The sequence below is a fragment of the Streptomyces sp. NBC_01515 genome, assembly GCF_045040345.1.
Lineage (GTDB): Bacteria > Actinomycetota > Actinomycetes > Streptomycetales > Streptomycetaceae > Streptomyces.
Genome location: NZ_CP109416.1, coordinates 4,981,651 through 5,003,509, shown reverse-complemented (window position 1 = coordinate 5,003,509; position 21,859 = coordinate 4,981,651). Strand labels below are relative to the sequence as shown.

Here is a 21,859-nt window from a genome sequence, read left to right as displayed (position 1 = left end):
GAGTGGACGGCATGACGACTTGGGACCCCGCTCAGTACCTGCGCCACGCCGGCCACCGCGCCCGCCCGTTCGCCGACCTCCTCGCCCGCGTCACCGACCTCCCCGGCGCCGCGCCCCGGATCGCCGACCTCGGCTGCGGCCCCGGCAACGTGACCACCGTCCTCGCCGACCGCTGGCCCACCGCGCACATCACCGGCTACGACAACTCGCCCGAGATGCTCGCGAAGACCGAGCCCTACGCCGGTCCCACCCCCGGCGGCGGCCGGCTCGACTTCGCCCACGCGGACGCGACGGAGTGGACGCCGTCGCAGACGTACGACCTGATCGTGTCGAACGCGGCGCTGCAGTGGGTGCCGGGGCACCTGGACCGGTTCGGCGACTGGGTTTCCGCGCTGGCCCCCGGCGGCACCTTCGCCTTCCAGGTGCCGGACAACATCGACGCCCCCCTGCACGCCCTGATGCGCGAACTGGCCGGCAGCGCCCGCTGGAAGGCGCGGTTGGGCGAGGTGCTGCGCCGTGAGGACTCGGTCCACGCGCCCGGTGTGTACCTGGACCACCTGGCCCGCCTGGGCTGCGCGCCGGACGTCTGGCAGACGACGTACCAGCACATCCTCCCCGGCGACGACCCCGTCCTCGACTGGGTCAAGGGCACCGGCCTGCGCCCGGCCCTGACCGCCCTGGCGGACGACCCGGAGGCGAGGGACGCCTTCGTGACGGAGTACCGCGACCTGCTCCGCGAGGCGTACCCGACGGCGGACTACGGCACGGTCCTCCCGTTCCGCCGCCTGTTCGCGGTGGCCCGCAAGGAGGCGTGAGGGATGCTCGCGGCCGTGGACCATGTGCAGCTGGCGGCTCCGGCGGGGTCGGAGGACGCGCTGCGGAGGTATTACGTCGACGTCCTGGGCATGGCTGAGATCCCTAAGCCGCCGGTGCCGGCGGCGCGGGGTGGGTGCTGGTTCGGGGCGGGGGTTGTCCAGCTTCACCTGGGGATCGAGACCGATTTCCGGCCCGCGAAGAAGGCTCACCCCGGGCTCCGCGTGACCGGCATCGAGGCGTATGCGGCCCGGCTGAAGTCCCTTGGGGCGTCGGTCACTTGGGACGCGGACCTGCCGGGGTACCGGCGCTTCTACTCGGAGGATCCGGTGGGGAATCGGCTGGAGTTCCTGGAGCCCGACGTCTGATCGGTGTTTGCCCCTCGCCTTCGCGGCTACCCGGTCGGTGGCGCCGAGTTTCCGAGTACCGAGTTCCGATCCGACCGGGAGTTGATGAACCGTGGCGAAGGACGAGAAGGCCAAGGCCAAGAAGGAGCAGGCCAAGGGCAAGGTCAAGGAGACCGTGGGCCGGGCCGTGGGGAACGAGAGCCTGAAGGCCAAGGGGCAGGTCGAGAAGTCCAAGGGTGACGCGCGCGAGGCCAAGGAGAAGGCCAAGGACGCCTTCAAGCGCTGACGCGCCTGCGGTGGACGACAGTGGCGGGGCCCCCGCTGAGAAGCGGGGGCCCCGCCACTGTCTCCGTACCTACGGGTTTTTCTCCGTACCTACGGGTTCAGCTTTTTCGGCGCCCTATCAAATGCGGCTTCGACTCCAGCCCGTCCAGCCCGTGCCAGGCCAGGTTCACCAGATGGGCGGCCACCTCCGCCTTCTTCGGGCGGCGGACGTCCAGCCACCACTGGCCGGTCAGGGCGACCATGCCGACGAGGGCCTGGGCGTAGAGGGGGGCGAGTTTCGCGTCGAAGCCCCGGCTCTTGAACTCGCGGCCCAGGATGTCCTCGACCTGCGTCGCGATGTCCGAGATCAGGGACGCGAAGGAGCCCGTGGACTGGGGGATGGGGGAGTCGCGGACCAGGATGCGGAAGCCGTCCGTGTACTCCTCGATGTAGTCGAGGAGGGCGAAGGCCGCCTGTTCGCAGAGTTCGCGGGGGTGGCCGGCCGTGAGGGAGCTGGTCACCATGTCGAGGAGGCGGCGCATCTCGCGGTCCACGACCACCGCGTACAGGCCCTCCTTGCCGCCGAAGTGCTCGTAGACCACCGGCTTGGAGACCCCGGCCTTCGCCGCGATCTCCTCCACCGACGTCGCCTCGAAGCCCTTCGTCGCGAAGAGCGTGCGGCCGACTTCCAGCAGCTGGGCCCGGCGCTCGGCTCCCGTCATCCGGGTGCGGCGCGCGCGTCGGGGCTTCTCGTTGCTCGGGGTGCTGCTGGGATCGGTCGCCACGGCGTCAATCATGCCGCCTCCGCCGACTCCTTCCGGGGCTGAGAGCCGTCCGTACCGGAGATACGGCGCGAATCGATACGTGAGCGTGACGGCCAGCGCACGTCATAGGCCCAGCCGAGCTGCTCGCACCAGCGGATGATCCGCGCCGAGGAGTCGAGCTGGCCGCGCATCACACCGTGCCGCGCGGACGTCGGGTCGGCGTGGTGCAGGTTGTGCCAGGACTCGCCGCAGGACAGGATCGCCAGCCACCACACGTTGCCCGAGCGGTCCCGCGACTTGAAGGGGCGCTTGCCGACCGCGTGGCAGATCGAGTTGATCGACCAGGTGACGTGGTGCAGCAGCGCGACCCGCACGAGCGAGCCCCAGAAGAAGCCCGTGAACGCGCCCCACCAGGACATCGTCGCCAGTCCGCCGATCAGCGGCGGCAGCGCGAGCGAGAGCATCGTCCAGAAGATGAACTGGCGGGAGATCGCCCGGATCGTCCGGTCCTTGATCAGGTCCGGCGCGTACTTCTCCTGCGGCGTGCGCTCCTCGTCGAACATCCATGCGATGTGCGCCCACCACAGGCCCTTGATCAACGCCGGCACGGTCTCGCCGTAGCGCCACGGCGAATGCGGGTCGCCGTCCGCGTCGGAGAACTTGTGGTGCTTGCGGTGGTCGGCCACCCAGCGCACCAGCGGCCCCTCGACCGCCATCGACCCGGCGATCGCGATCGCGATCCGCAGCGGGCGCTTCGCCTTGAAGGAGCCGTGCGTGAAGTACCGGTGGTAGCCGATCGTCACGCCGTGGCAGCCCAGGTAGTAGAAGAACACCAGCAGGCCGAGGTCCAGCCAGCTCACCCCGCCCCAGCTCCACGCCAGCGGCACCGCCGCGAGCAGGGCCAGGAACGGGGCGGTGATGAAGAGGAGAAGAGTGAGTTGTTCCAGCGACCCCTTCTTCTCGCCACCCCGCGTGGCGGCGGGGAGCGGCGTGCCGTCGTCGTTCGCCCGCGGGGCGTCGTCGATCACATCGGAGCTCGTGGTCATGGGCGTCCCCTGTGGGGTTCGGAGGTGGAGGCGGAGCGTCGGACGGCGGGAGCCGGGCCGCAACAGTTCAGCATGGACTTCCCTACGGTTCCGTAACCTACGGCGACGTAAGTATGGCAGCGCGTCGACCGGTGGACGAAGCCCGTGAGACCGCGCGTCAGAGTGGACACCTATCCTGGGTGTCGGTCGGACAGCGCGGTCCGCTCTGTTTTCTTCCCGGATGTCCGTCCCGTATGCGGCAGCCGCCGTGGGACCGCCGTCCGGGTTCCCTCCAGACGAGCTTCAAACACTGCAAGGAGCCGCACCTGTGAGCAGTGCCGACGACCAGGCCACCACGACCAACAATGAGCTGCGCGCCGACATCCGGCGACTGGGCGACCTGCTCGGCGAGACCCTCGTCCGCCAGGAGGGCCCCGAACTGCTCGAACTGGTCGAGAAGGTCCGCCGCCTCACCCGGGAGGACGGCGAGGCCGCCGCCGAGCTGCTGCGCGGCACGGAGCTGGAGACCGCCGCCAAGCTGGTCCGCGCCTTCTCCACCTACTTCCACCTGGCCAACGTCACCGAGCAGGTGCACCGCGGCCGCGAGCTGCGCGCCCGGCGGGCCGCCGAGGGCGGTCTCCTCGCCCGCACGGCCGACCGCCTCAAGGACGCCGACCCCGACCACCTGCGCGAGACGGTCAAGAACCTGAACGTCCGCCCGGTCTTCACCGCGCACCCCACCGAGGCCGCGCGCCGGTCCGTCCTCAACAAGCTCCGGCGCATCGCCACGCTCCTGGAGACCCCGGTCATCGAGTCCGACCGCCGCCGCTACGACACCCGGCTGGCCGAGAACATCGACCTGGTGTGGCAGACGGATGAGTTGAGGGTCGTTCGCCCGGAGCCCGCCGACGAGGCCCGCAACGCCATCTACTACCTCGACGAGCTGCACGCGGGCGCCGTAGGCGACGTCCTCGAAGACCTCACGGCCGAGCTGGAGCGCGTCGGCGTCAAGCTGCCCGACGACACCCGCCCGCTCACCTTCGGCACCTGGATCGGCGGCGACCGCGACGGCAACCCGAACGTGACCCCGCAGGTCACCTGGGACGTCCTGATCCTCCAGCACGAGCACGGCATCAACGACGCCCTGGAGACGATCGACGAGCTGCGCGGCTTCCTCTCCAACTCCATCCGCTACACGGGCGCGACGGAGGAGCTGCTCACCTCCCTCCGGACCGACCTGGAGCGGCTGCCCGAGATCAGCCCCCGTTACAAGCGCCTCAACGCCGAGGAGCCGTACCGCCTCAAGGCCACCTGCATCCGGCAGAAGCTGGAGAACACCAAGAGCCGGCTGGCCAAGGGCACCCCGCACGACGACGGCCGCGACTACCTCGGCACCGCCGAGCTGCTGCACGACCTCACCCTGATCCAGACCTCGCTGCGCGCCCACCGCGGCGGCCTCTTCGCCGACGGCCGCATGGACCGTACGATCCGCACGCTCGGCGCGTTCGGCCTCCAGCTCGCCACCATGGACGTACGCGAGCACGCGGACGCCCACCACCACGCGCTGGGCCAGCTCTTCGACCGGCTCGGCGAGGAGTCCTGGCGGTACTCCGACATGCCCCGCGAGTACCGCACCAAGCTGCTCGCCAAGGAGCTGCGGTCGCGCCGTCCGCTGGCGCCCACCCCCGCGCCCGTCGACGCGGCCGGTGAGAAGACCCTCGGCGTCTTCGAGACCGTCAAGAAGGCCCTCGCCGTCTTCGGGCCCGAGGTCATCGAGTCGTACATCATCTCGATGTGCCAGGGTGCCGACGACGTGTTCGCCGCCGCCGTGCTGGCCCGCGAGGCCGGGCTGATCGACCTGCACTCCGGGTGGGCGAAGGTCGGCATCGTCCCGCTGCTGGAGACCACGGACGAGCTGAAGGCCGCCGACACCATCCTTGAGGACATGCTGTCCGACCCGTCCTACCGGCGGCTCGTGGCGCTGCGCGGGGATGTGCAGGAGGTCATGCTCGGGTACTCCGACTCCTCCAAGTTCGGTGGCATTACGACGAGCCAGTGGGAGATCCACCGGGCGCAGCGGCGCCTGCGTGACGTGGCGCACCGCTACGGTGTCCGCCTCCGCCTGTTCCACGGTCGCGGCGGAACCGTCGGCCGCGGTGGCGGTCCGTCCCACGACGCGATCCTCGCCCAGCCGTGGGGAACGCTGGAGGGCGAGATCAAGGTGACCGAGCAGGGCGAGGTCATCTCCGACAAGTACCTCGTGCCGTCACTGGCCCGCGAGAACCTCGAACTGACCGTCGCGGCAACCCTCCAGGCCTCCGCGCTGCACACCTCGCCCCGCCAGTCCGACGAGGCGCTGGCCCGCTGGGACGCGGCCATGGACGTGGTCAGCGACGCCGCCCACGCCGCCTACCGCAGGCTGGTCGAGGACCCGGACCTTCCGACGTACTTCCTCGCCTCCACCCCGGTGGACCAGCTCGCCGATCTGCACCTGGGCTCGCGGCCCTCCCGCCGCCCCGGCTCGGGCGTCTCGCTCGACGGACTGCGCGCGATCCCGTGGGTGTTCGGCTGGACCCAGTCCCGGCAGATCGTGCCGGGGTGGTTCGGTGTCGGCTCGGGCCTGAAGGCGCTGCGCGAGGCGGGCCTGACGGCGACATTGGGAGGAGAGGGCGTGCTCGACGAGATGCACGAACAGTGGCACTTCTTCCGCAACTTCATCTCCAACGTCGAGATGACCCTCGCGAAGACGGACCTGCGGATCGCCCAGCACTACGTCGACACCCTCGTCCCGGACGACCTCAAGCACGTGTTCGACACCATCCGGGCCGAGCACGATCTGACCGTCGCCGAGGTGCTCCGCGTCACCGGTGAGGCCGAACTCCTCGACGCCACCCCGGTGTTGAAGCAGACGTTCACCATTCGCGACGCCTACCTCGACCCGATCTCGTATCTCCAGGTGACCCTGCTGAAGCGCCAGCGCGACGAGGCGGCGGCCGGCGCCGAGCCCGACCCGCTGCTGAGCCGGGCCCTGCTCCTCACGGTGAACGGTGTGGCGGCGGGCCTGCGCAACACCGGCTGACCGGATACGGACGAAGGGTGCCCCCGAGCTGTCGTAGAAGCTCGGGGGCACCTTCATGTCGTACGACGGACCGCTGCCGTCAGAGTGCTACGAACGCCGCCGTCAGCAGCGCGATCCCCGTCCCCGCCAGCACCCACGCGGCCCGGGTCAGCCGCAGCCCGCCCGCGACCACCACCGAGGCGAGCAACAGGGCGCCGCCGAGGGGGACCCAGGCGTAGAGGACGCCGGCGGGACCGGAGCGCATGACCTCGTCGGTACCGGGCCGCACGACCACCGCGTACGTCTGGCCCTTCTTGACCGCGACCGTGTGGTCGATGACGACCTCGGCGCGGGCCTTCGATCCCGTCGAGACCGGGGTGTACGGGCCGGTGCAGGTGGCGTCGCCGCACGCGGTGACCTGGATCGTGCCGCTCTCGCGGCCCTTGGTGAGCATCACGTTGTGCGCGGTCGGCCACGAACCCCACACCCCGGCGATCAGGATCAGCACGGTCACCGTGCCCATCGCCGCGAGCCGTCCGAAGTTCATGGCGGGGATCATTGGCCATACCCGCACGCGCGGTCAACTCCCGCATGGGACAAGCCGGTTAAGTCGGGCAAGACGGGTGAGCCGGGTGAGTCGGACGGCTCAGGAGTTGTACGCGCTCTGCGCCCGCTCCAGTCCCTCGCTCACCAGGCACTCCACGGAGTCCGTCGCCCGGTCCACCAGGAAGTCCAGTTCCTTGCGCTCCGTGGAAGAGAAGTCCTTCAGGACGAAGTCGGCGACCTGCATCCGGCCCGGCGGTCGTCCGATGCCGAACCGCACCCGGTGGTAGTCGGGGCCCATCGCCTTCGTCATCGACTTCAGGCCGTTGTGGCCGTTGTCACCGCCGCCGAGCTTGAGGCGGAGGGTGCCGTAGTCGATGTCGAGTTCGTCGTGCACGGCGACGACGTTCGCGAGCGGCACCTTGTAGAAGTCGCGCAGCGCGTTGACCGGGCCGCCCGACAGGTTCATGAACGACGTCGGCTTGACCAGCACGACCCGGCGGCTCGCCGGACCCGGCGCCCCGATCCGGCCCTCCAGGACCTGCGCCTGTGCCTTCCCGGCCCGCTTGAACTTGCCGCCGATCCGCTCGGCCAGCAGGTCGGCCACCATGAAGCCCACGTTGTGCCGGTTGTTCGCGTACTCGGGGCCGGGGTTGCCGAGTCCCACGATCAGCCAGGGGGCATTGGCGTCGGTCGTCACGTCCATGTCTCCTTGCTGTGCTTTTCGGGGGACATCCCCTGGACCTCAGGCAGCCAGCCGCTGCTCCCGGTGGGAACAGCGGCTGACGAAACGGTGAGCGGTGCGGATCAGGCCTCGGAGCCCTCGGCCTCGGCGTCCGCGGACGCCTCCTCCGCCTGGGCGGCCAGGACCTGGAGGACGACCGCGTCCTCGTCGATCGCCAGCGTGGTGCCGGCCGGGAGCGGGATGTCCTTGGCGGCGATGGCGGCACCGGCCTCCAGGCCCGCGATGGACACGGTGACCGACTCGGGGATGTGCGTGGCCTCGGCCTCGACGGTGATCGTGCTCAGCACGTGCTCCAGCAGGAAGGAGCCCGGGGCCAGCTCGCCCTCGGTGTGGACGTAGACCTCGACGGTGACCTTCTCGCCGCTCTTCACGGTGAGCAGGTCGACGTGCTCCAGGTAGCCCTTGATGGCGTCACGCTGGACGGCCTTCGGGATGGCGAGCTGGGTGGTGCCCTCGATGTCCAGGGTGAGCAGGACGTTCGGGGTACGCAGGGCGAGCTGCAGCTCGTGGCCCGGCAGGGTGATGTGCAGCGGGTCGACACCGTGGCCGTAGACCACGGCGGGGACCTTCTTCTCACGGCGGATACGGCGGGCGGCACCCTTGCCGAACTCGGTGCGGGTCTCGGCGGCGAGCTTGACGTCGGCCATGGTCACTCCTCGTAGAACAGTCGGGGAAGGCGGTCACCCGGCCGAACATCGGCCTGCTACGAAGAGCGCGTCGATAACGGACCGCCGTACCCCAAAACCGGTACGGCCTCCCTCGCCGAGCAACTGTGGCAGCTTACTCGGCGGGGAGGCCGTAACAGAAATCGATCTACGACGGGCTGTCTCAGTGCTCGTCGAAGAGGCTCGTCACCGAGCCGTCCTCGAAGACCTCGCGGACCGCGCTCGCGATGGTCGGGGCGATCGACAGGACCGTGATCTTGTCGAGGTCGGCGCCGACCTCGCCCGGGGTGGGGAGGGTGTCGGTGAGGACGAACTCGCTGACGCGGGAGTTCTTCAGACGGTCCGCGGCCGGGCCGGAGAGCACGCCGTGGGTGGCCGTCACGATGACGTCCTCCGCGCCGTGCGCGAACAGGGCGTCCGCGGCTGCGCAGATCGTGCCGCCGGTGTCGATCATGTCGTCGACCAGGACGCAGACGCGGCCCTTGACCTCACCGACGACCTCGTGGACGGTCACCTGGTTCGCCACGTCCTTGTCGCGCCGCTTGTGCACGATCGCGAGGGGCGCGCCGAGGCGGTCGCACCAGCGGTCGGCGACGCGCACGCGGCCGGCGTCCGGGGAGACGACGGTCAGCTTGCTGCGGTCGACCTTGGAGCCCACGTAGTCCGCGAGGAGCGGGAGGGCGAAGAGATGATCCACGGGCCCGTCGAAGAAGCCCTGGATCTGGTCGGTGTGCAGGTCGACGGTGAGGATGCGGTGCGCGCCCGCCGTCTTCATCAGGTCCGCGATCAGGCGGGCCGAGATCGGCTCGCGGCCGCGGTGCTTCTTGTCCTGCCGGGCATAGCCGTAGAACGGCACGATGACGGTGATGGAGCGGGCCGACGCGCGCTTGAGCGCGTCGATCATGATGAGCTGCTCCATGACCCACTGGTTGATGGGAGCCGTGTGGCTCTGGATCACGAAACAGTCCGCACCGCGCACCGACTCCTCGAAGCGGACGTAGATCTCGCCGTTCGCGAAGTCGAAGGCCTTCGTCGGGACTACCCCGACACCCAGCTGCTGGGCGACCTCCTTGGCAAGCTCGGGGTGGGCGCGGCCGGAGAAGAACATCATCTTCTTCTCGCCGGTCGTCTTGATCCCGGTCACAGCACTGTCTCCTCAGAGGTCATTCAACTGGGTGTGCGTTTATCACGGTACGCCGTGTTCGACGCGCCCGTTTCCGGTCAGTTCTCGCTCTCGCCCTGGCGGGAAGCCGTTTCCGCGGCCTTCGCCGCCGCGCTGCCCGGACGCTTGCGGGCCACCCAGCCCTCGATATTCCGCTGCTGGCCACGGGCCACGGCCAGCGAACCGGGCGGTACGTCCTTCGTGATCACGGAGCCGGCGGCGGTGTAACTGCCGTCCCCGACCGTGACGGGTGCCACAAACATATTGTCCGAACCCGTCCGGCAATGCGATCCCACGGTGGTGTGGTGTTTGTCCTTGCCGTCGTAGTTCACGAAGACGCTGGCGGCACCGATGTTGGTGTACTCGCCGATCGTCGCGTCCCCGACATAGGAGAGGTGCGGGATCTTCGTGCCCTCGCCGATCGTCGCGTTCTTCGTCTCGACGTACGTCCCGATCTTGCTCTTCGTGCCGAGCCGGGTGCCGGGACGGAGATAGGCGAACGGCCCGACGGACGCCTGCGGGCCGATGTGCGAGCTGACGGCGACGGTGTTGTCGACGCGGGCGCCGGCCTCGACGGTGGTGTCCGTCAGGCGGGTGTTGGGGCCGACCTCGGCGCCCTCGCCGATGTGGGTGGTGCCGTGCAGCTGGGTGCCGGGGTGGACGATCGCGTCCTGGGCGAAGGTGACGTCGACGTCGATCCAGGTCGTCGCCGGGTCGATGACGGTGACCCCGCCGAGCATGGCCTCGGTGAGCAGCCGGTCGTTGAGGATGCGGCGCGCCTCGGACAGCTGCACGCGGTTGTTGATGCCGGCGATCTCGCGGTGGTCGCCCGCGACGGAGGCGCCGACCCGGTGTCCGGCCTCGCGCAGGATGCCGAGGACGTCGGTGAGGTACTCCTCGCCCTGGCTGTTGTCGGTCCTGACCTTGCCGAGGGCGTCGGCGAGCAACTGCCCGTCGAACGCGAAGACTCCGGAGTTGATCTCGCGGATCGCGCGCTGCGAGTCGGAGGCGTCCTTGTGCTCGACGATCGCGGTGACGGCACCGGAGGCGCCGTCGCGGACGATGCGGCCGTAGCCGGTGGCGTCCGGGACCTCCGCGGTCAGCACGGTCACCGCGTTGCCGTCGGCGGAGTGGTTGGCGGTGAGGGTGCGCAGGGTCTCGCCGCGCAGGAGGGGGGTGTCGCCGCAGACGACGACCACGGTGCCGTCGACGCTGCCGAGTTCTTCGAGCGCCATGCGTACGGCGTGCCCGGTGCCGTTCTGCTCGGCCTGGACCGCGGTCCGTACGCCGGGGTCGGTCGCGCCGAGGTGCGCGGTCACCTGCTCGCGGGCGTGGCCCACGACGACGACCAGGTTCTCCGGCTCCAACTCGCGGGCGGCGGCCAGCACATGACCGACGAGGGTCCGGCCGCAGAGCTCGTGCAGGACCTTCGGTGTGGCCGACTTCATACGGGTGCCCTCACCCGCTGCGAGGACGACGACGGCTGCCGGGCGAATGGCGCTCACGGGTTTGCCCTTCGGCTTCGGAATGCTGGGGGGTGGACATTCGCAGGATACCGGGGCGTTTCATGGGGGACATGAGAGTGGGCCCTGACAGTGCTGTCAGGGCCCTAACAGGGTTGCTGGAAGAGGTTGTTGCTCCCCCGCCAGGACTCGAACCCGGACAAATGGCACCAAAAGCCACGGTGCTGCCGATTACACCACGGGGGATCAAACTCGGTTGAAACAGACATTCAGCCTGGTCGCCGAGTGGGCACAGAACACTATGCCGTACGTGATGCCCTCCGTGCGACGGGACTTGTCCCGGGAGATCGGGTTCGTGGCTGTTCGATTACGGGCTGTGGTGTGGGTCCGTACGGGCCGTGGTGTGGGTCGGTACGGGCTGTGGTGTGGGGTCGGTACGTGCTGGGGTGTGGGCCGGTCGTCGGAAACTCACCGGAAAAGCGCGCCCGTGCGCCCGTAGGCTGGAGGCATGACCACGACGGGGGAAGACCATGCCACGGCCCGGGGAGGGCCGTGGTGGTGGACCAGGTGGCGCAGTGCGGTGCTGGACACGGGGCTCGCGGCGGGGTCCGCCGCGGAGTGCGGGGCGGAGGGGGTCCGGTTCGCGCACGACGCGGGGATCCCGGCCGCGGTGGGAGTCGTCTTCGGGGTGCTGGCCGGGGCGGCGCTGATCGTCCGGCGGAAGTGGCCGATCGCGGTCGTGCTTGTCTCCATCGCCATCACCCCGGCCCAGATGGGCTACCTGATGGGCATCGTGGGGCTGTACACCCTGGCTGCTTCCGAGTTGCCGCGCCGGATCATCGGGTCGCTGGCCGGGATGTCGTTCCTCGGGATGCTGATCGTCATGTTCGTGCGGGTACGCCAGGACATGCAGCGGGGGACGTGGGAACTGGGGGACTGGTTCGTTCCGTTCGCCTCCATCACCACGGCGGTCGGGATGACCGCGCCGCCCGTGCTGCTCGGGCTGTACGTGGGTGCCAGGCGGCGGCTGATGGAGAGTCTCCGGGAGCGTGCGGACAGTCTGGAGCGGGAGCTCCAACTCCTCGCGGAGCGGGCGGAAGAGCGTGCCGAGTGGGCGCGGGGCGAGGAGCGGACCCGGATCGCGCGGGAGATGCACGACGTCGTCGCGCATCGGGTGAGTCTGATGGTCGTGCATGCGGCGGCGCTGCAGGCCGTCGCTCGGAAGGATCCCGAGAAGGCCGTCAAGAACGCGGCGCTCGTGGGGGACATGGGGCGGCAGGCGCTCACCGAACTCCGGGAGATGCTCGGGGTGTTGAGGAGCGGGGACAGCCGGGACGTCCGTGAGCGGGCGGCCGTGCCGCTGGTCGCGGTGGGTGTGGCCGCGGCGGCTGCGGCTGCGGCTTCGCGGGCCGTCGACGACGAGGGGGCGGGGGCGGGCGCGGGCGAGGGTGCGGGCGAGGGGCCGTGTCTGTCCGACGTGGACGAACTGCTCGGGCAGTCCGCGGCGGCCGGGATGGCCGTGGATCTCTCGGTGGAGGGCGAGACCCGCTCGTACGCCGCGGAGATCGAGCAGACCGCTTACCGGGTGGTGCAGGAGGCGTTGACGAACGTCCACAAGCATGCGGCGGGTGCGAAGACGCACGTACGGCTCGCGCATCGGGTGTCGGAGATCGCGATGCAGGTCGAGAACGAGCCGCCGCCTGAGCTGGCGTCTGCGTCTGCGGCGCGGTTGCCCTCTGGGGGGAACGGGCTGGTGGGGATGCGGGAGCGGGTGCTTGCGTTGGGCGGGGTGTTTGTTTCCGGGCCTACGGATGCGGGTGGGTTTCGGGTTTCGGCGGTTATTCCGGCGGCTTGAGTTGTCGGGTGCGGGCCCGGTGGGGGCTGGTCGCGCAGTTCCCCGCGCCCCTGGGTTGTGGGGGTGCCGACTCGTGGCTCTGTGCGGGTGCGTTGTGGTTTGCCCGCGGTGCGTTGGGGGTCGGCGCCGCGCCGGGGGGTCTCCGTCCTCGGATCGGCGCGGCAAGGTTCCTGCAAGAGTGTGGGCGGTGTTGAGCGCCGACCGCTGCGGGCGGACACCCCCCGACACGTCGCCTTCTCGCCGTACGAGGGCTGCGGCCGTCCTGGGTGCGGTCAGCCCGCTGTGAGGCGTACCGGTTCTATGCCGGAGACCAGGGTGGCGAGGGCCTGGTCGATGTCGGGGCCCAGGTACCAGTCGCCGGTGTGGTCCAGGGCGTAGACGCGGCCCTCGGAGTCGATGGCCAGGAGGGACTGGGTGTCCGGTTCCTCGCCCAGGGGGCTGACGTCGGTGTCCAGGGCGCGGCCGAGGTCGCCGAGGGTGCGGGCCATGTGGAGGCCGTGCAGGGGGTCCAGGTGGAGCGCCACGGGGGAGATCTGGCGGCCGGGGCCGGAGGGTGTGATGCGCAGGCCGCCGAACTCGGCCCAGGCCTCCACCGCCGCCGGGAAGACGGCGTGCTGGTGTCCCGCGGGCGAGGTGTGGTCGCGCAGGGTGTCCGCCCAGATCTCGGCCTGTTTTATGTCCCAGCGGCCGGGCTGCCAGCCCGCGGCGCGCAGGGCGGCGTCCACGGGTACGGAGAAGCGCGTGGAGTAGTGGCGGTCGCGGTCGGCTTGCATCTGCCTTCGATCGTCGGCGTCAGGGACGGTGGTGCTGGTGGGGCTGTGGTGCCGGTGGTGCGGTGGGGCTGTGGTGCGGTGGGGCTGTGGTGCGGTGGGGCTGTGGTGCGGTGGGGCTGTGGTGCCGGTGGTGCGGTCGTGCTGGTCGTGCCGTGGAGCCGTGGAGCCGTCGTGCTGGAGTTCTGTGCTGGTGCTGTCTTGCCTTGGTTTTGTGGGGGTGGGGTCAGTCGGAATCTGTCGCGGGGTCTACGACTCGGACGCCGAAGTGGGCGCTCAGGGCTGTGCAGGCCCGGCAGGGGGTCGCGAAGCTGCCGTGCAGGGGGTCGCCGTCCTCGCGGATGCGGCGGGCGGTGAGCTTGGCCTGCTTGAGGGTCTTGCGGGCCTCGCCGTTGGTCATCGGCTTGCGCGCGGCGCGCTTGCTGCGGGCCTCGTCGGCGGCGGTGATGTGCCGGGAGATGAGGATCGCCTCGGCACAGCGGCCGGTGAACCGGTCGCGCTGGGCGCTGGTGAGGGTGTCGAGGAAGTCCTGCACGAGCGGGTGCAGCGCGGGCGCCTGGTCGGCGCGGGCGGCGGTGCCGGTGAGGGTGGTGGCGCCGCGCACGGAGAGGGCGGCGGCGACGGTCGGAAGTATGCCGTCACGGCGGTGGTTGAGGGCCGGCGCCTGCCGGGCCTCGGTGGCGCTCCAGCCGACCCGGGGGTCGCCTGAAGGTCCGGTGTGCGCCCCGGTGTGCGGTCCCGTCTGCGTCGCGTTCATGATCGTCATCCCCTCCCGAGCATCCCCCGGCGGGTCACAGAGTGCCAAATGCCGTGGCTGGTGCGGTAGCTGGGGCGGTGCGACACGCCAGGGCTTCGGCGGGCTGTCACGACGGGGTGACGGCAGGTCACGGAAGTGGGGGTTCGGTGACGGATGCGGTGCGTTCGGTGAGGGGAGCGGTGAGCGGGTGCGGCCGACCGCTGCCGGTGACCGGTGTCGCCGTACCGCATAGGCTGTCCGCACCGCGATCCATGCGGTCGACGCGTGGAGACACGCGGGGAGACGGTCGAACGCAGACGTCAAGAAGACGAGACAGTCGATACGGGGCACAGCGGGGCGAGTTGGACATGCGCCTGTTGTGAATCGTACTGAATGCCGCAGGGGGCAACCGCCATGACGACAGGTCGGCTCGGGCAGCGAGCCGCGCCACCGAACGCGGCCTACGCCGGGCAGGTCGTGCACTTCCCGGACCCGGTCCGGGCGGCCCGCCACCCCAGAGGGGTGCGGATGGACGAGCACGGCTACCCCGACTTCTCGCCGTACGCGCGCGCGGTCGCCGAGATCGCCGAGCCTCCGGAGGGCTTCGGCGTCGACGAGTTGAGGCTGACGGACTATGTGTCGGCGAACGCGGCCCTCGCCGCGACCGGGCACGAGCTGTGGGACACCGTGCCCGCGGTGGCCACCCCGCACGGCTGGACCTGGCACCACGTGGTCGGCACCCGGCGCCTCGCACTCGTCCCCGTCGACGTGAAGGCGCTGCTGCGCCACCACGGCGGGATCGCCACGGCCGCCGTCGACCACGACAAGCGCGGCACCCGCCCGCTCCAGGAGACCCGCCCCGCGCACTTCGGACTGCCGAAGTCGACGGTCGCGGTGACCGAGGCGCAGGTGCAGGGCGTCGAGGAGGACCTCGGCTACCGACTCCCGGGCGCCTACCGGTCGTTCCTCAAGGCGGCCGGCGGCTCCGCGCCCATCGGCACCGCGCTGGACGCCGAGTTGGGGCTGCTGATCGACCAGCCGTTCTTCACGGTCCGCGACGAGGCCGCCGTCAACGACCTTGTGTACGTGAACAAATGCCTGCGCGACCATCTCACCAAGGACTACCTGGCCGTCGGCTTCGTCCAGGGCGGCCTGCTCGCCGTCAAGGTGAAGGGGCAGCGGATCGGTTCCGTGTGGTTCTGTGCCTACGACGACGCCCGCGACGTCGATCCGTCCTGGGCGCCGGCCCTGCGCGTGGAGCGGCTGCTGCTGCCCGCCGGGGACGACTTCGACCAGTTCCTCGCCCGACTCGCGGGAAATCCCCCGGAGTTGGAGACGGTGGCGAATCTGATGGTGGACGGCGGGTTCGCCCAGTCCGTTCCGGTGTCGTCCGCGGCCTCGGCGTCCGCGGCGGGGGAGTGAGCTGACCGATGGTGACCTTCGCGCAGGCGCAGGAGCGCGCCGAGGAGTGGATCAACGGCGATGTGCCGTCGTACCAGCATCGCGAGGTGCGGGTGCGGGAGTTCGAACTCGGCTTCGTGATCTGGGCCGAGGACCGCGCCGACGGACCGCGTTCGGACGGCGGCGCACAGCGGATGGTCCTCGCCCGCGACAGCGGCGAGGCCACGCTGTGGCCCGCGCTGCCGGTGGGTGAGGTCGTCCGCCGCTACGAGGAGGAGTACGGCCGATCCGACGAGATCGCCGACGCGGTACCGGCCGCTCCCGCGCGGGTGGACCTGAATCAGACCTCGTTCCTGCTGAGTCCGCCGGAGTGGTTGCAGGAGGCGGCGGACAAACTGGGGATTCCGGACCGGCGGGCGGAGTCGGCTTCAACTCCGGCTGCTGGTGCGGGTGTTGGGGTGCAGAGTTCGGCGCGGAGTTCGCTTCCGGAGACGCAGGCCGGGGTGCCCGCCGCTTCGGCGTGGCCCGACGCCGGCGGGTCCGGGGTGCCGGACGACGCGCCCGCCGTGCCTGCCGGGGCGACTCCCTGGGCGGGCACCGACACCAACGCGGATTCCGGCGAGGACCGTTCGGTACCGCTGCCCGCGACCGTGTTCGCGCCGCCGCTGCGGGAGCCCGAGGACAACACCCCGCCCGACGCCAAGACCGCGCTCATCTCCGGGGGCAGCCAACTCCCGCGTACGGCAATGTCTCCGGCACTCGATGAGTCCCGCTCCAGCTCCAACTCCGGTGGTGGGGTTGGTGGTTCACAGGGGCCTGGTGGACCTGGTGGTGCGGCTCAGGGCGACACGCCGCCGTCGTACGGGTATCCGCAGGGTGCGCCGCAGTCGGCTCCGCCGTCGTACGGGTATCCCCAAGGTGCCGGTAATGTGCCTCAGCCTCCCGGTGGGCCCGGGGTACCTGGGCGGGCGCTCGCGCCCAACGCCGGGGACATCGCCGACGCCGCGACCAGCAAGGCGGCGCCTCCGCCGCGTCGGGGCGGTGGTTCTACGACGCCTCCGCCGCCGGGTGCTCCGGGGACGCCGGGTGCGCGGCCGGGTGGTGGGCCCGCATCGCCTCCGCCTCCTCCGCCGCCGGGTGGGTATGTGGCGACGCAGATGGTTTCGGGGCTCGGGCCGGACGGGCCTGGCGGGCAGGGAGGTCAGGGCGGTCAGGCGGGGCCCGGTGCGCCGCAGCCGCCTGGTGCGCCCGGTGTGCCCGGTGCTCCGAATACTCCCGGGGGTACGCCTCCGGGTGGGGTGCACCATGCCGCGACGATGCTTGCCGATCCGGGGCAGGGTGGGCCCGGGGCGGCGGGGCCGAGGCCTCCGGGTGCCCCTGGTGTGCCGCATGCGCCCGGTGCACCGGGTGTTCCGGGTACGCCTGGTGGTCATGGTGCCCCCGGCTCTCCCGGTGCGCCCCAGCCGCCGAACGCTCCCGGAAACGCCGGTTCGCAGGGCGGTGCCCACGGTGCCGTGCATCACGCGGAGACCATGCTCGCCGGGCCTCCGGTGGGTGGGCCCGGGGTGCCTCCGCCGCCGCAATTCCCGGGCGCGCCCGGTGCGTTGGGCGCCCCCGGTATGCCGCCGGGGGCGATGCCTCCGGGTGCCATGCCGCCGCCGGGGCAGCCCATGCCCGGTCAGGGCATGCCGCCCGCGCCGGGGCAGCCGTTCCCCGGGCAGCAGCAGCCCGCCTACGGCTATCCGCAGCAGGGGCTGCCGACCGTAGGGCCGGGTTATCAGGCCGTGTTGCGGTACCGCGCGCCGGACGGGTCCGAGCAGCAGCTGATCCGGCGGTCCGCGCCGGGGACGCCGCACCCGGAGTGGCAGATCTTCCACGAGCTGCGCGGCATGAACATCCCGCCGGACCAAGTCCTCGAACTGCACACGGAGTTGGAGTCCTGCGAGCTGCCGGGCGCGTACTGCGCGCGGATGATCCGCGAACAGTGGCCGCAGGCCCGCATCGCGAGCATCGCGCCGTACGGCACGGATCACGCGAGCCGGCAGCAGGGGATGCGCGAACTGATCGCCCACCAGGGCGAGTTGCACCAGGTCGCCGACGGGCCGGCCCGACTCGCCCCGGTGCGGGCGCCGTTGCCGCCGGTGCAGCCGACGCCGCCGATCCCGCCGGAGGCGATCGCGCAGGAACTGGCGGGCGCGTTCGGGCCGGGCGTGTTCCGCTTCGAGCAGGCGGCGGTGTCCCGGCAGGGCGTACCGCCGGTCGTCGCGCACACGCTGGTCGCGGCGGGACTGCCGATGGACATGGGCCCGTTCTTCTGGGCGCAGGCCCAACCGGGGCGCCCCGTACCGACGTTGGCCGAACTCGCGCAGGAGCGCGGGGTGCGGCCGTCCGCCGACGCGGGCTCCTACCTCGTCATGGGCAGCGACTTCGGCCGCGCGATCTGCGTCCAGTACGGCACGGCCAACATCGTCGCCGTGCCGGTGGAGGCGGGGCCGGGCGGTGCGCCCGTACCGCCGCAGTTCGTGAACACGGGGCTGCCCGAGTTCGCGCGCTGCCTGGCGCTGCTCGGCCGGATGTGGCGACTGCGGTACGGGCTCAACCAGGAGCAGGCGGGCCGGTGGACCGTCGACTTCCAGGCGCAGCTCGCTTCGCTGGATCCGGCGGCGCTCGGTTCGCCGGAGAGCTGGTGGTCGGTGTTGCTGGAGCAGATGTGGGACGGGTTGTTGTGACGCCGACGGTCTGTTGAACAGGCCGTATTGAAGGATTGAAGGGCCGGACCCGGTCGTCTGATCGGGTCCGGCCCTTTTGCGTCGCGTGATGCCCGTGACCTGTCTGCGGAGTGTCGCGTTATGAACACTTACGCCCGATCCATCAAGATATGCGGCAAATCATCATGTCGTGTCCGTCGTATGGAGAGGGGTTCCAGGATGAGCAGCGCATCGGTGTCACCACGTGGCTTCGTGGCCGTACGGGGGCGCGGCTACCGCCCCGACCAGGTCGACGCGTACGCGGCGGCGATCTCGCGGTACCGGGACGTGGCCTGGGAACGGGCCGCGCGGCTGACCGTACTGGGCAAGGACATGGAGGCGGAGGCCGAGCGGATGCGGGTCGCCGTGTCCCGGCTCGCTCCGCAGACGTACGAGACGCTGGGCGAGCGGGCTCAGCGGCTGTTCCAGCTGGGGGCGGAGGAAGCCGCCGCTCTACGGGAGTCCGCGCGGCGTGCGGCGGAGGAGCGGGTCGCGGAGGCCGAGGCGTGCGCCGCGGGTGTGCTCCAGGCTGCGCGGGAGCACGCCGACGCGCTCCGTGCGGAGGTCGAGGAACGGGCTCGGCAGCGGCTTCTCGCCGCCCGTGCCGAGGCCGACGACATTCGGATCGGGGCTCGGCGTGAGGTGAAGGAGGGGCGGACCGAGGCGCTTTCCGCCTTGCGTGAGGTGCGGCAGCGTACCGCCGCGATGTTGGGGGAGCAGGCCAAGGAGCACGACGAGCGGTGGGCGTCGGCCGAGCGGGAGGCGTCGTCGCGGGCGGCTGCGCTGGATGCGGAGTATGCCGAGCGGGTGGCTCTCGCGGAGGCCGCGTTGGGGGAGGCTGAACAGGCCTTCGCCGAGGCGGAGTTGTCGGATCGGCGGCGACAGGACGAGGCGGCTGAGCGGGCGGCCGAGGTGGTGGCGGAGGCTCGGGTGCGGGCGGAGCGGGTTGCTCGGGATACGGAGCGGGTGCTGCGCGAGCATGGGGAGACCTGGGATGACGTGCAGGCGCACATGGATCATGTGCGGAGTAGTTTGACGGCGCTTACGGGGCGGGCTGCGGCGGAGTGATGTGACGGGGCGCGGTTGTGGTTGTGTGCGGGCCCGGTGGGGGCTGGTCGCGCCCACGCGGCGGTAGCCGCAAATTGAACACAGCCCCGCGCCCCTGGGTTAGCTGGTGTGGTCGGCGCAGCATGGTGTCGGGTTGGGGACCTCGAAGGGGGCGAGGGTGTTTCCTGCGGCCGGTACCAGAGCCAGGACCAGTTGCCCTTCGCGCCATTCGGGGCGTACGTGGTCCTGTGTCTGTACGGGTATGACGGGGTCGGGGCCGTCGCCCGACGTCGCGCCCACCACGATCACTCTGTCCACGGCGGACAGTCGCAGGAGGTCGGCCACCGTGACCGTGCCGGTGAGTTGATCCACGCCCGGGAAAAGAACGGCTCGGCCTGACCGGCGCGCCGCGTGCTCGCCAGCTGCCATGGCGGCAGTGTTGGCCGCCTCGGCGGGGCCGTGTCTACGGTCGCCCAGGGCCGCGCCCATCTCTGTTGCCGTGAGCCGTCGCCAGACCTCCTCCGCCGACTCTCCGCCCTCCGGCAGGGCGAGTGAGACCGCCGTACCCCTCCGCCCCTCCGTCCGGATCAGGTGTGTGCACGCGACCGTCCCCGGTGGAAGCGCAAGGGAGATCGCCAGGTCGCGGATCAGGTGGTCCGCCTCGCGGAGCGTCGTCGTGCCGGCGTCCACCCCGATGACGGGGTGGACGCCGGACGGGTCGTAGGGGGTGGTCATGCGGGGAGGACCCACATCGGGTTGGAGTAGAACCAGAGGTCCTTCCACGGGTCGGCGTCGCCGAGGACGTCCATCGCGGGGCCTACGGGGTCTACGGAGGCGCCGTTGATGCCCACGGCGGAGCGGTTGCCGTCGGTGCCGCGGAGGCGGACGTAGACCGGCTTGTCGAGGCGGCCGAGGGAGTACGTGAGACGGACGGTGCCGGTGGACCTGTCGACCTCGAAGGACTTGACGACCTTCGTCTTCGGGGTGGCGAAGACGTCCTTGTCCGCGACCGGGCCGGTGACGTCGCCCTGGATGACGTCGACGCGGGCCAGAGTCGGTTGGAACTGGGCCCAGTTGGGGCCGTTGGCCAGGCTGATCCTGATGGTCAGGTCCACCTGCGCGCCTCGGCGTACGTGCAGTGTGCCGCCCAGGGTGACCTCGCGGCCGCCGTAGGACAGGCGGGCGTCGAGGCCGCTGATCAGGCCGCCGTGGTCGACCCAGACGCGGCCCGCGCGGATGCCGTCCATGACTGCCTTGTAGGCGAAGGAGGTCGCGCCGACGTGGGTGCGGGAGTACTGGCCGGGCCAGAAGTCGGTGTCGGTGAGGCTGATGCCGGTGCCGTAGACCGGGTCCTCGTAGCGGCCGTTGGCGTTGAAGTCGCCGCCCGGGCCGCGAACCGCCGTGTCCGCGTAGACGTTGTGGGAGTCGGAGTTGGCGGTGATCCACCAGGGCTTGCCCTCGGCGAGGAGGCTGTCCCACAGGCCGCCGACCGTCGACGTCATCCAGTCGAAGCCGCCCCAGGTGCGGTAACTCTCCAGCGGGTAACCGGGGAACGAGTCCGCGCTCGGGCTGCCGTCGTAGATCCCGCGCCCGCCGCCGGGGCCGTTCGGCTTGGGGATGCCGCCCGCCTGGTGGCCGGGGGCGCCCTCCATGCCGACGGCGATCGAGGGCTGCGCGTCGCGCCAACCCCGGATCTCGTGCGGGGAGTCGATGCCCTTGCGCGCCGGGTGGTTGGCGAGGAACAGGGCGTCCTTGACCTTGCGGCGGCGGACCTGGTCGGCGAGGAAGTCGACGCCCGCGATGGCGAGGGCCTCGTTGGCGGGCGAGTTGCCGCTCGCGTTCTTCACGCTGCCGTCGAAGGAGTTCTCGAACTCCTTGAGTACGGCTACCTCGTTGGCGCCGGGGTGCACGAACACCGTGCCGTGCTCGGCGCCCGGGATGTTCCACTCCAGGCCCTGGAAGACAAGGGTGTCGTCGGTCTGGTCACGGGCCTCGACGATGTCCGGATTGACCTTCTCCACGCCGATCTTGGCGTGCGCGACGCTGCCGTGGTCGGTGATGACCATCCAGTCCAGGCCGTGCGCGTTCGCCTGGCGTACGTGGTCGATGACCCGGTACTTCGCGTCGCTGCTGTACTGCGTGTGGATGTGGTGGTCGCCCGCCAGCCACAGGTAACGGCCGTTGCCCTTCGACGACTTGGCCGCCTGCTGCTGCGCCGCCTGCTGTACCGACGCGGCTGCCTCCCCCGCGCCGGCGAGCACGCCGCCCGCCGCGAGTCCCGCGCCCAGCAGGCCCGTTCGGCGCAGCATGCCTCTCCGCGACAGCTGACCGGGCGTCAACTCGGTGTCCGGGATGGACGTGTCGAGGGCGGGCGGCAGCGACGAGGTGTCGCCGTCCCCGTGGTGGTGATGGTGGTGACCGTGGTCGCCGTGACTGTGGCCGTGGCTCATGTTC

General features: G+C 70.9%; 19 protein-coding genes and 1 tRNA gene. 8 read left to right on the top strand and 12 right to left on the bottom strand.

The window, feature by feature from the left end; genetic code table 11:
- The first annotated feature begins 11 nt into the window (after positions 1-11).
- From OG407_RS22205 to OG407_RS22195, 3 genes are all read left to right on the top strand, one after another.
- A complete protein-coding gene (locus OG407_RS22205; RefSeq protein WP_405860507.1) occupies positions 12-815 on the top strand; it encodes a trans-aconitate 2-methyltransferase in 804 nt (267 codons plus the stop codon).
- Between the two features lie 3 nt (positions 816-818).
- Entirely contained in the window at positions 819-1,181 is a 363-nt protein-coding gene (locus tag OG407_RS22200; protein ID WP_403588966.1) for a VOC family protein, read from the top strand.
- A gap of 91 nt (positions 1,182-1,272) precedes the next feature.
- Complete coding sequence (locus OG407_RS22195; protein ID WP_403588967.1) at positions 1,273-1,446, top strand: CsbD family protein; 174 nt, start codon at positions 1,273-1,275, stop codon at positions 1,444-1,446.
- 97 nt (positions 1,447-1,543) lie between these two features.
- Here the strand turns inward: OG407_RS22195 and OG407_RS22190 are convergent, their stop codons facing one another.
- On the bottom strand, positions 1,544-2,221 hold the full coding sequence (locus tag OG407_RS22190; protein ID WP_019064642.1) for a TetR/AcrR family transcriptional regulator: 678 nt from the start codon (positions 2,219-2,221) through the stop codon (positions 1,544-1,546).
- On the bottom strand, positions 2,218-3,234 hold the full coding sequence (locus OG407_RS22185) for an acyl-CoA desaturase (protein ID WP_405860504.1): 1,017 nt from the start codon (positions 3,232-3,234) through the stop codon (positions 2,218-2,220). Before OG407_RS22185 ends, OG407_RS22190 begins: the two co-directional genes overlap by 4 nt.
- A 307-nt stretch (positions 3,235-3,541) precedes the next feature.
- Between OG407_RS22185 and ppc the strand changes: the two genes are divergently transcribed.
- Positions 3,542-6,292 carry a phosphoenolpyruvate carboxylase gene (gene ppc, locus OG407_RS22180; protein ID WP_405860502.1) on the top strand — a complete coding sequence of 917 codons (2,751 nt, stop codon included), beginning with the start codon at positions 3,542-3,544 and terminating at the stop codon, positions 6,290-6,292.
- Positions 6,293-6,371: 79 nt separating this feature from the next.
- Here ppc and OG407_RS22175 read toward each other — a convergent pair whose 3' ends face one another.
- From OG407_RS22175 to OG407_RS22150, 6 genes are all read right to left on the bottom strand, one after another.
- The gene (locus OG407_RS22175; protein ID WP_403588971.1) at positions 6,372-6,818 is read right to left on the bottom strand and encodes a hypothetical protein; all 447 of its coding nucleotides are present in this window, start codon (positions 6,816-6,818) and stop codon (positions 6,372-6,374) included.
- A gap of 99 nt (positions 6,819-6,917) precedes the next feature.
- Positions 6,918-7,520, bottom strand: a complete 603-nt coding sequence (gene pth, locus OG407_RS22170; protein ID WP_318016797.1) for an aminoacyl-tRNA hydrolase — start codon at positions 7,518-7,520, stop codon at positions 6,918-6,920.
- Positions 7,521-7,621: 101 nt separating this feature from the next.
- A complete protein-coding gene (locus tag OG407_RS22165; RefSeq protein WP_403588973.1) occupies positions 7,622-8,206 on the bottom strand; it encodes a 50S ribosomal protein L25/general stress protein Ctc in 585 nt (194 codons plus the stop codon).
- A gap of 181 nt (positions 8,207-8,387) precedes the next feature.
- Positions 8,388-9,368 carry a ribose-phosphate diphosphokinase gene (locus tag OG407_RS22160; protein ID WP_019064636.1) on the bottom strand — a complete coding sequence of 327 codons (981 nt, stop codon included), beginning with the start codon at positions 9,366-9,368 and terminating at the stop codon, positions 8,388-8,390.
- A 77-nt stretch (positions 9,369-9,445) separates the two neighbouring features.
- Positions 9,446-10,891, bottom strand: a complete 1,446-nt coding sequence (gene glmU / locus OG407_RS22155; RefSeq protein WP_405860499.1) for a bifunctional UDP-N-acetylglucosamine diphosphorylase/glucosamine-1-phosphate N-acetyltransferase GlmU — start codon at positions 10,889-10,891, stop codon at positions 9,446-9,448.
- 132 nt (positions 10,892-11,023) lie between these two features.
- A tRNA-Gln gene (locus tag OG407_RS22150) sits at positions 11,024-11,095 on the bottom strand.
- Positions 11,096-11,357: 262 nt separating this feature from the next.
- Between OG407_RS22150 and OG407_RS22145 the strand changes: the two genes are divergently transcribed.
- Entirely contained in the window at positions 11,358-12,704 is a 1,347-nt protein-coding gene (locus OG407_RS22145) for a sensor histidine kinase (RefSeq protein WP_405860497.1), read from the top strand.
- A 272-nt stretch (positions 12,705-12,976) separates the two neighbouring features.
- Here the strand turns inward: OG407_RS22145 and OG407_RS22140 are convergent, their stop codons facing one another.
- On the bottom strand, positions 12,977-13,477 hold the full coding sequence (locus tag OG407_RS22140; protein WP_327403468.1) for an SUKH-3 domain-containing protein: 501 nt from the start codon (positions 13,475-13,477) through the stop codon (positions 12,977-12,979).
- 223 nt (positions 13,478-13,700) lie between these two features.
- Positions 13,701-14,240 carry a YwqJ-related putative deaminase gene (locus tag OG407_RS22135; RefSeq protein ID WP_405860495.1) on the bottom strand — a complete coding sequence of 180 codons (540 nt, stop codon included), beginning with the start codon at positions 14,238-14,240 and terminating at the stop codon, positions 13,701-13,703.
- A 384-nt stretch (positions 14,241-14,624) separates the two neighbouring features.
- Here OG407_RS22135 and OG407_RS22130 point away from each other — a divergent pair, with 384 nt between their 5' ends.
- The 3 genes from OG407_RS22130 to OG407_RS22120 all read left to right on the top strand — a co-directional run bounded on the left by OG407_RS22130 (position 14,625) and on the right by OG407_RS22120 (position 19,426).
- On the top strand, positions 14,625-15,632 hold the full coding sequence (locus OG407_RS22130; RefSeq protein ID WP_405860493.1) for an SMI1/KNR4 family protein: 1,008 nt from the start codon (positions 14,625-14,627) through the stop codon (positions 15,630-15,632).
- An 8-nt stretch (positions 15,633-15,640) separates the two neighbouring features.
- Positions 15,641-18,340 (top strand): SUKH-4 family immunity protein, encoded by a 2,700-nt coding sequence (locus tag OG407_RS22125; protein ID WP_405860491.1) that lies wholly within the window; start codon positions 15,641-15,643, stop codon positions 18,338-18,340.
- 198 nt (positions 18,341-18,538) lie between these two features.
- Positions 18,539-19,426 (top strand): cellulose-binding protein, encoded by an 888-nt coding sequence (locus OG407_RS22120; RefSeq protein ID WP_405860489.1) that lies wholly within the window; start codon positions 18,539-18,541, stop codon positions 19,424-19,426.
- A gap of 99 nt (positions 19,427-19,525) precedes the next feature.
- On the opposite strand, the gene OG407_RS22115 is transcribed toward OG407_RS22120, so the two are convergent.
- Together OG407_RS22115 and OG407_RS22110 are read right to left on the bottom strand one after the other, a co-directional pair.
- Positions 19,526-20,140 carry a hypothetical protein gene (locus tag OG407_RS22115; RefSeq protein ID WP_405860487.1) on the bottom strand — a complete coding sequence of 205 codons (615 nt, stop codon included), beginning with the start codon at positions 20,138-20,140 and terminating at the stop codon, positions 19,526-19,528.
- Positions 20,137-21,855, bottom strand: a complete 1,719-nt coding sequence (locus tag OG407_RS22110) for a PHP domain-containing protein (RefSeq protein ID WP_405860485.1) — start codon at positions 21,853-21,855, stop codon at positions 20,137-20,139. The genes OG407_RS22115 and OG407_RS22110 overlap by 4 nt, the downstream gene beginning before the upstream one ends.
- Positions 21,856-21,859: the final 4 nt, after the last annotated feature.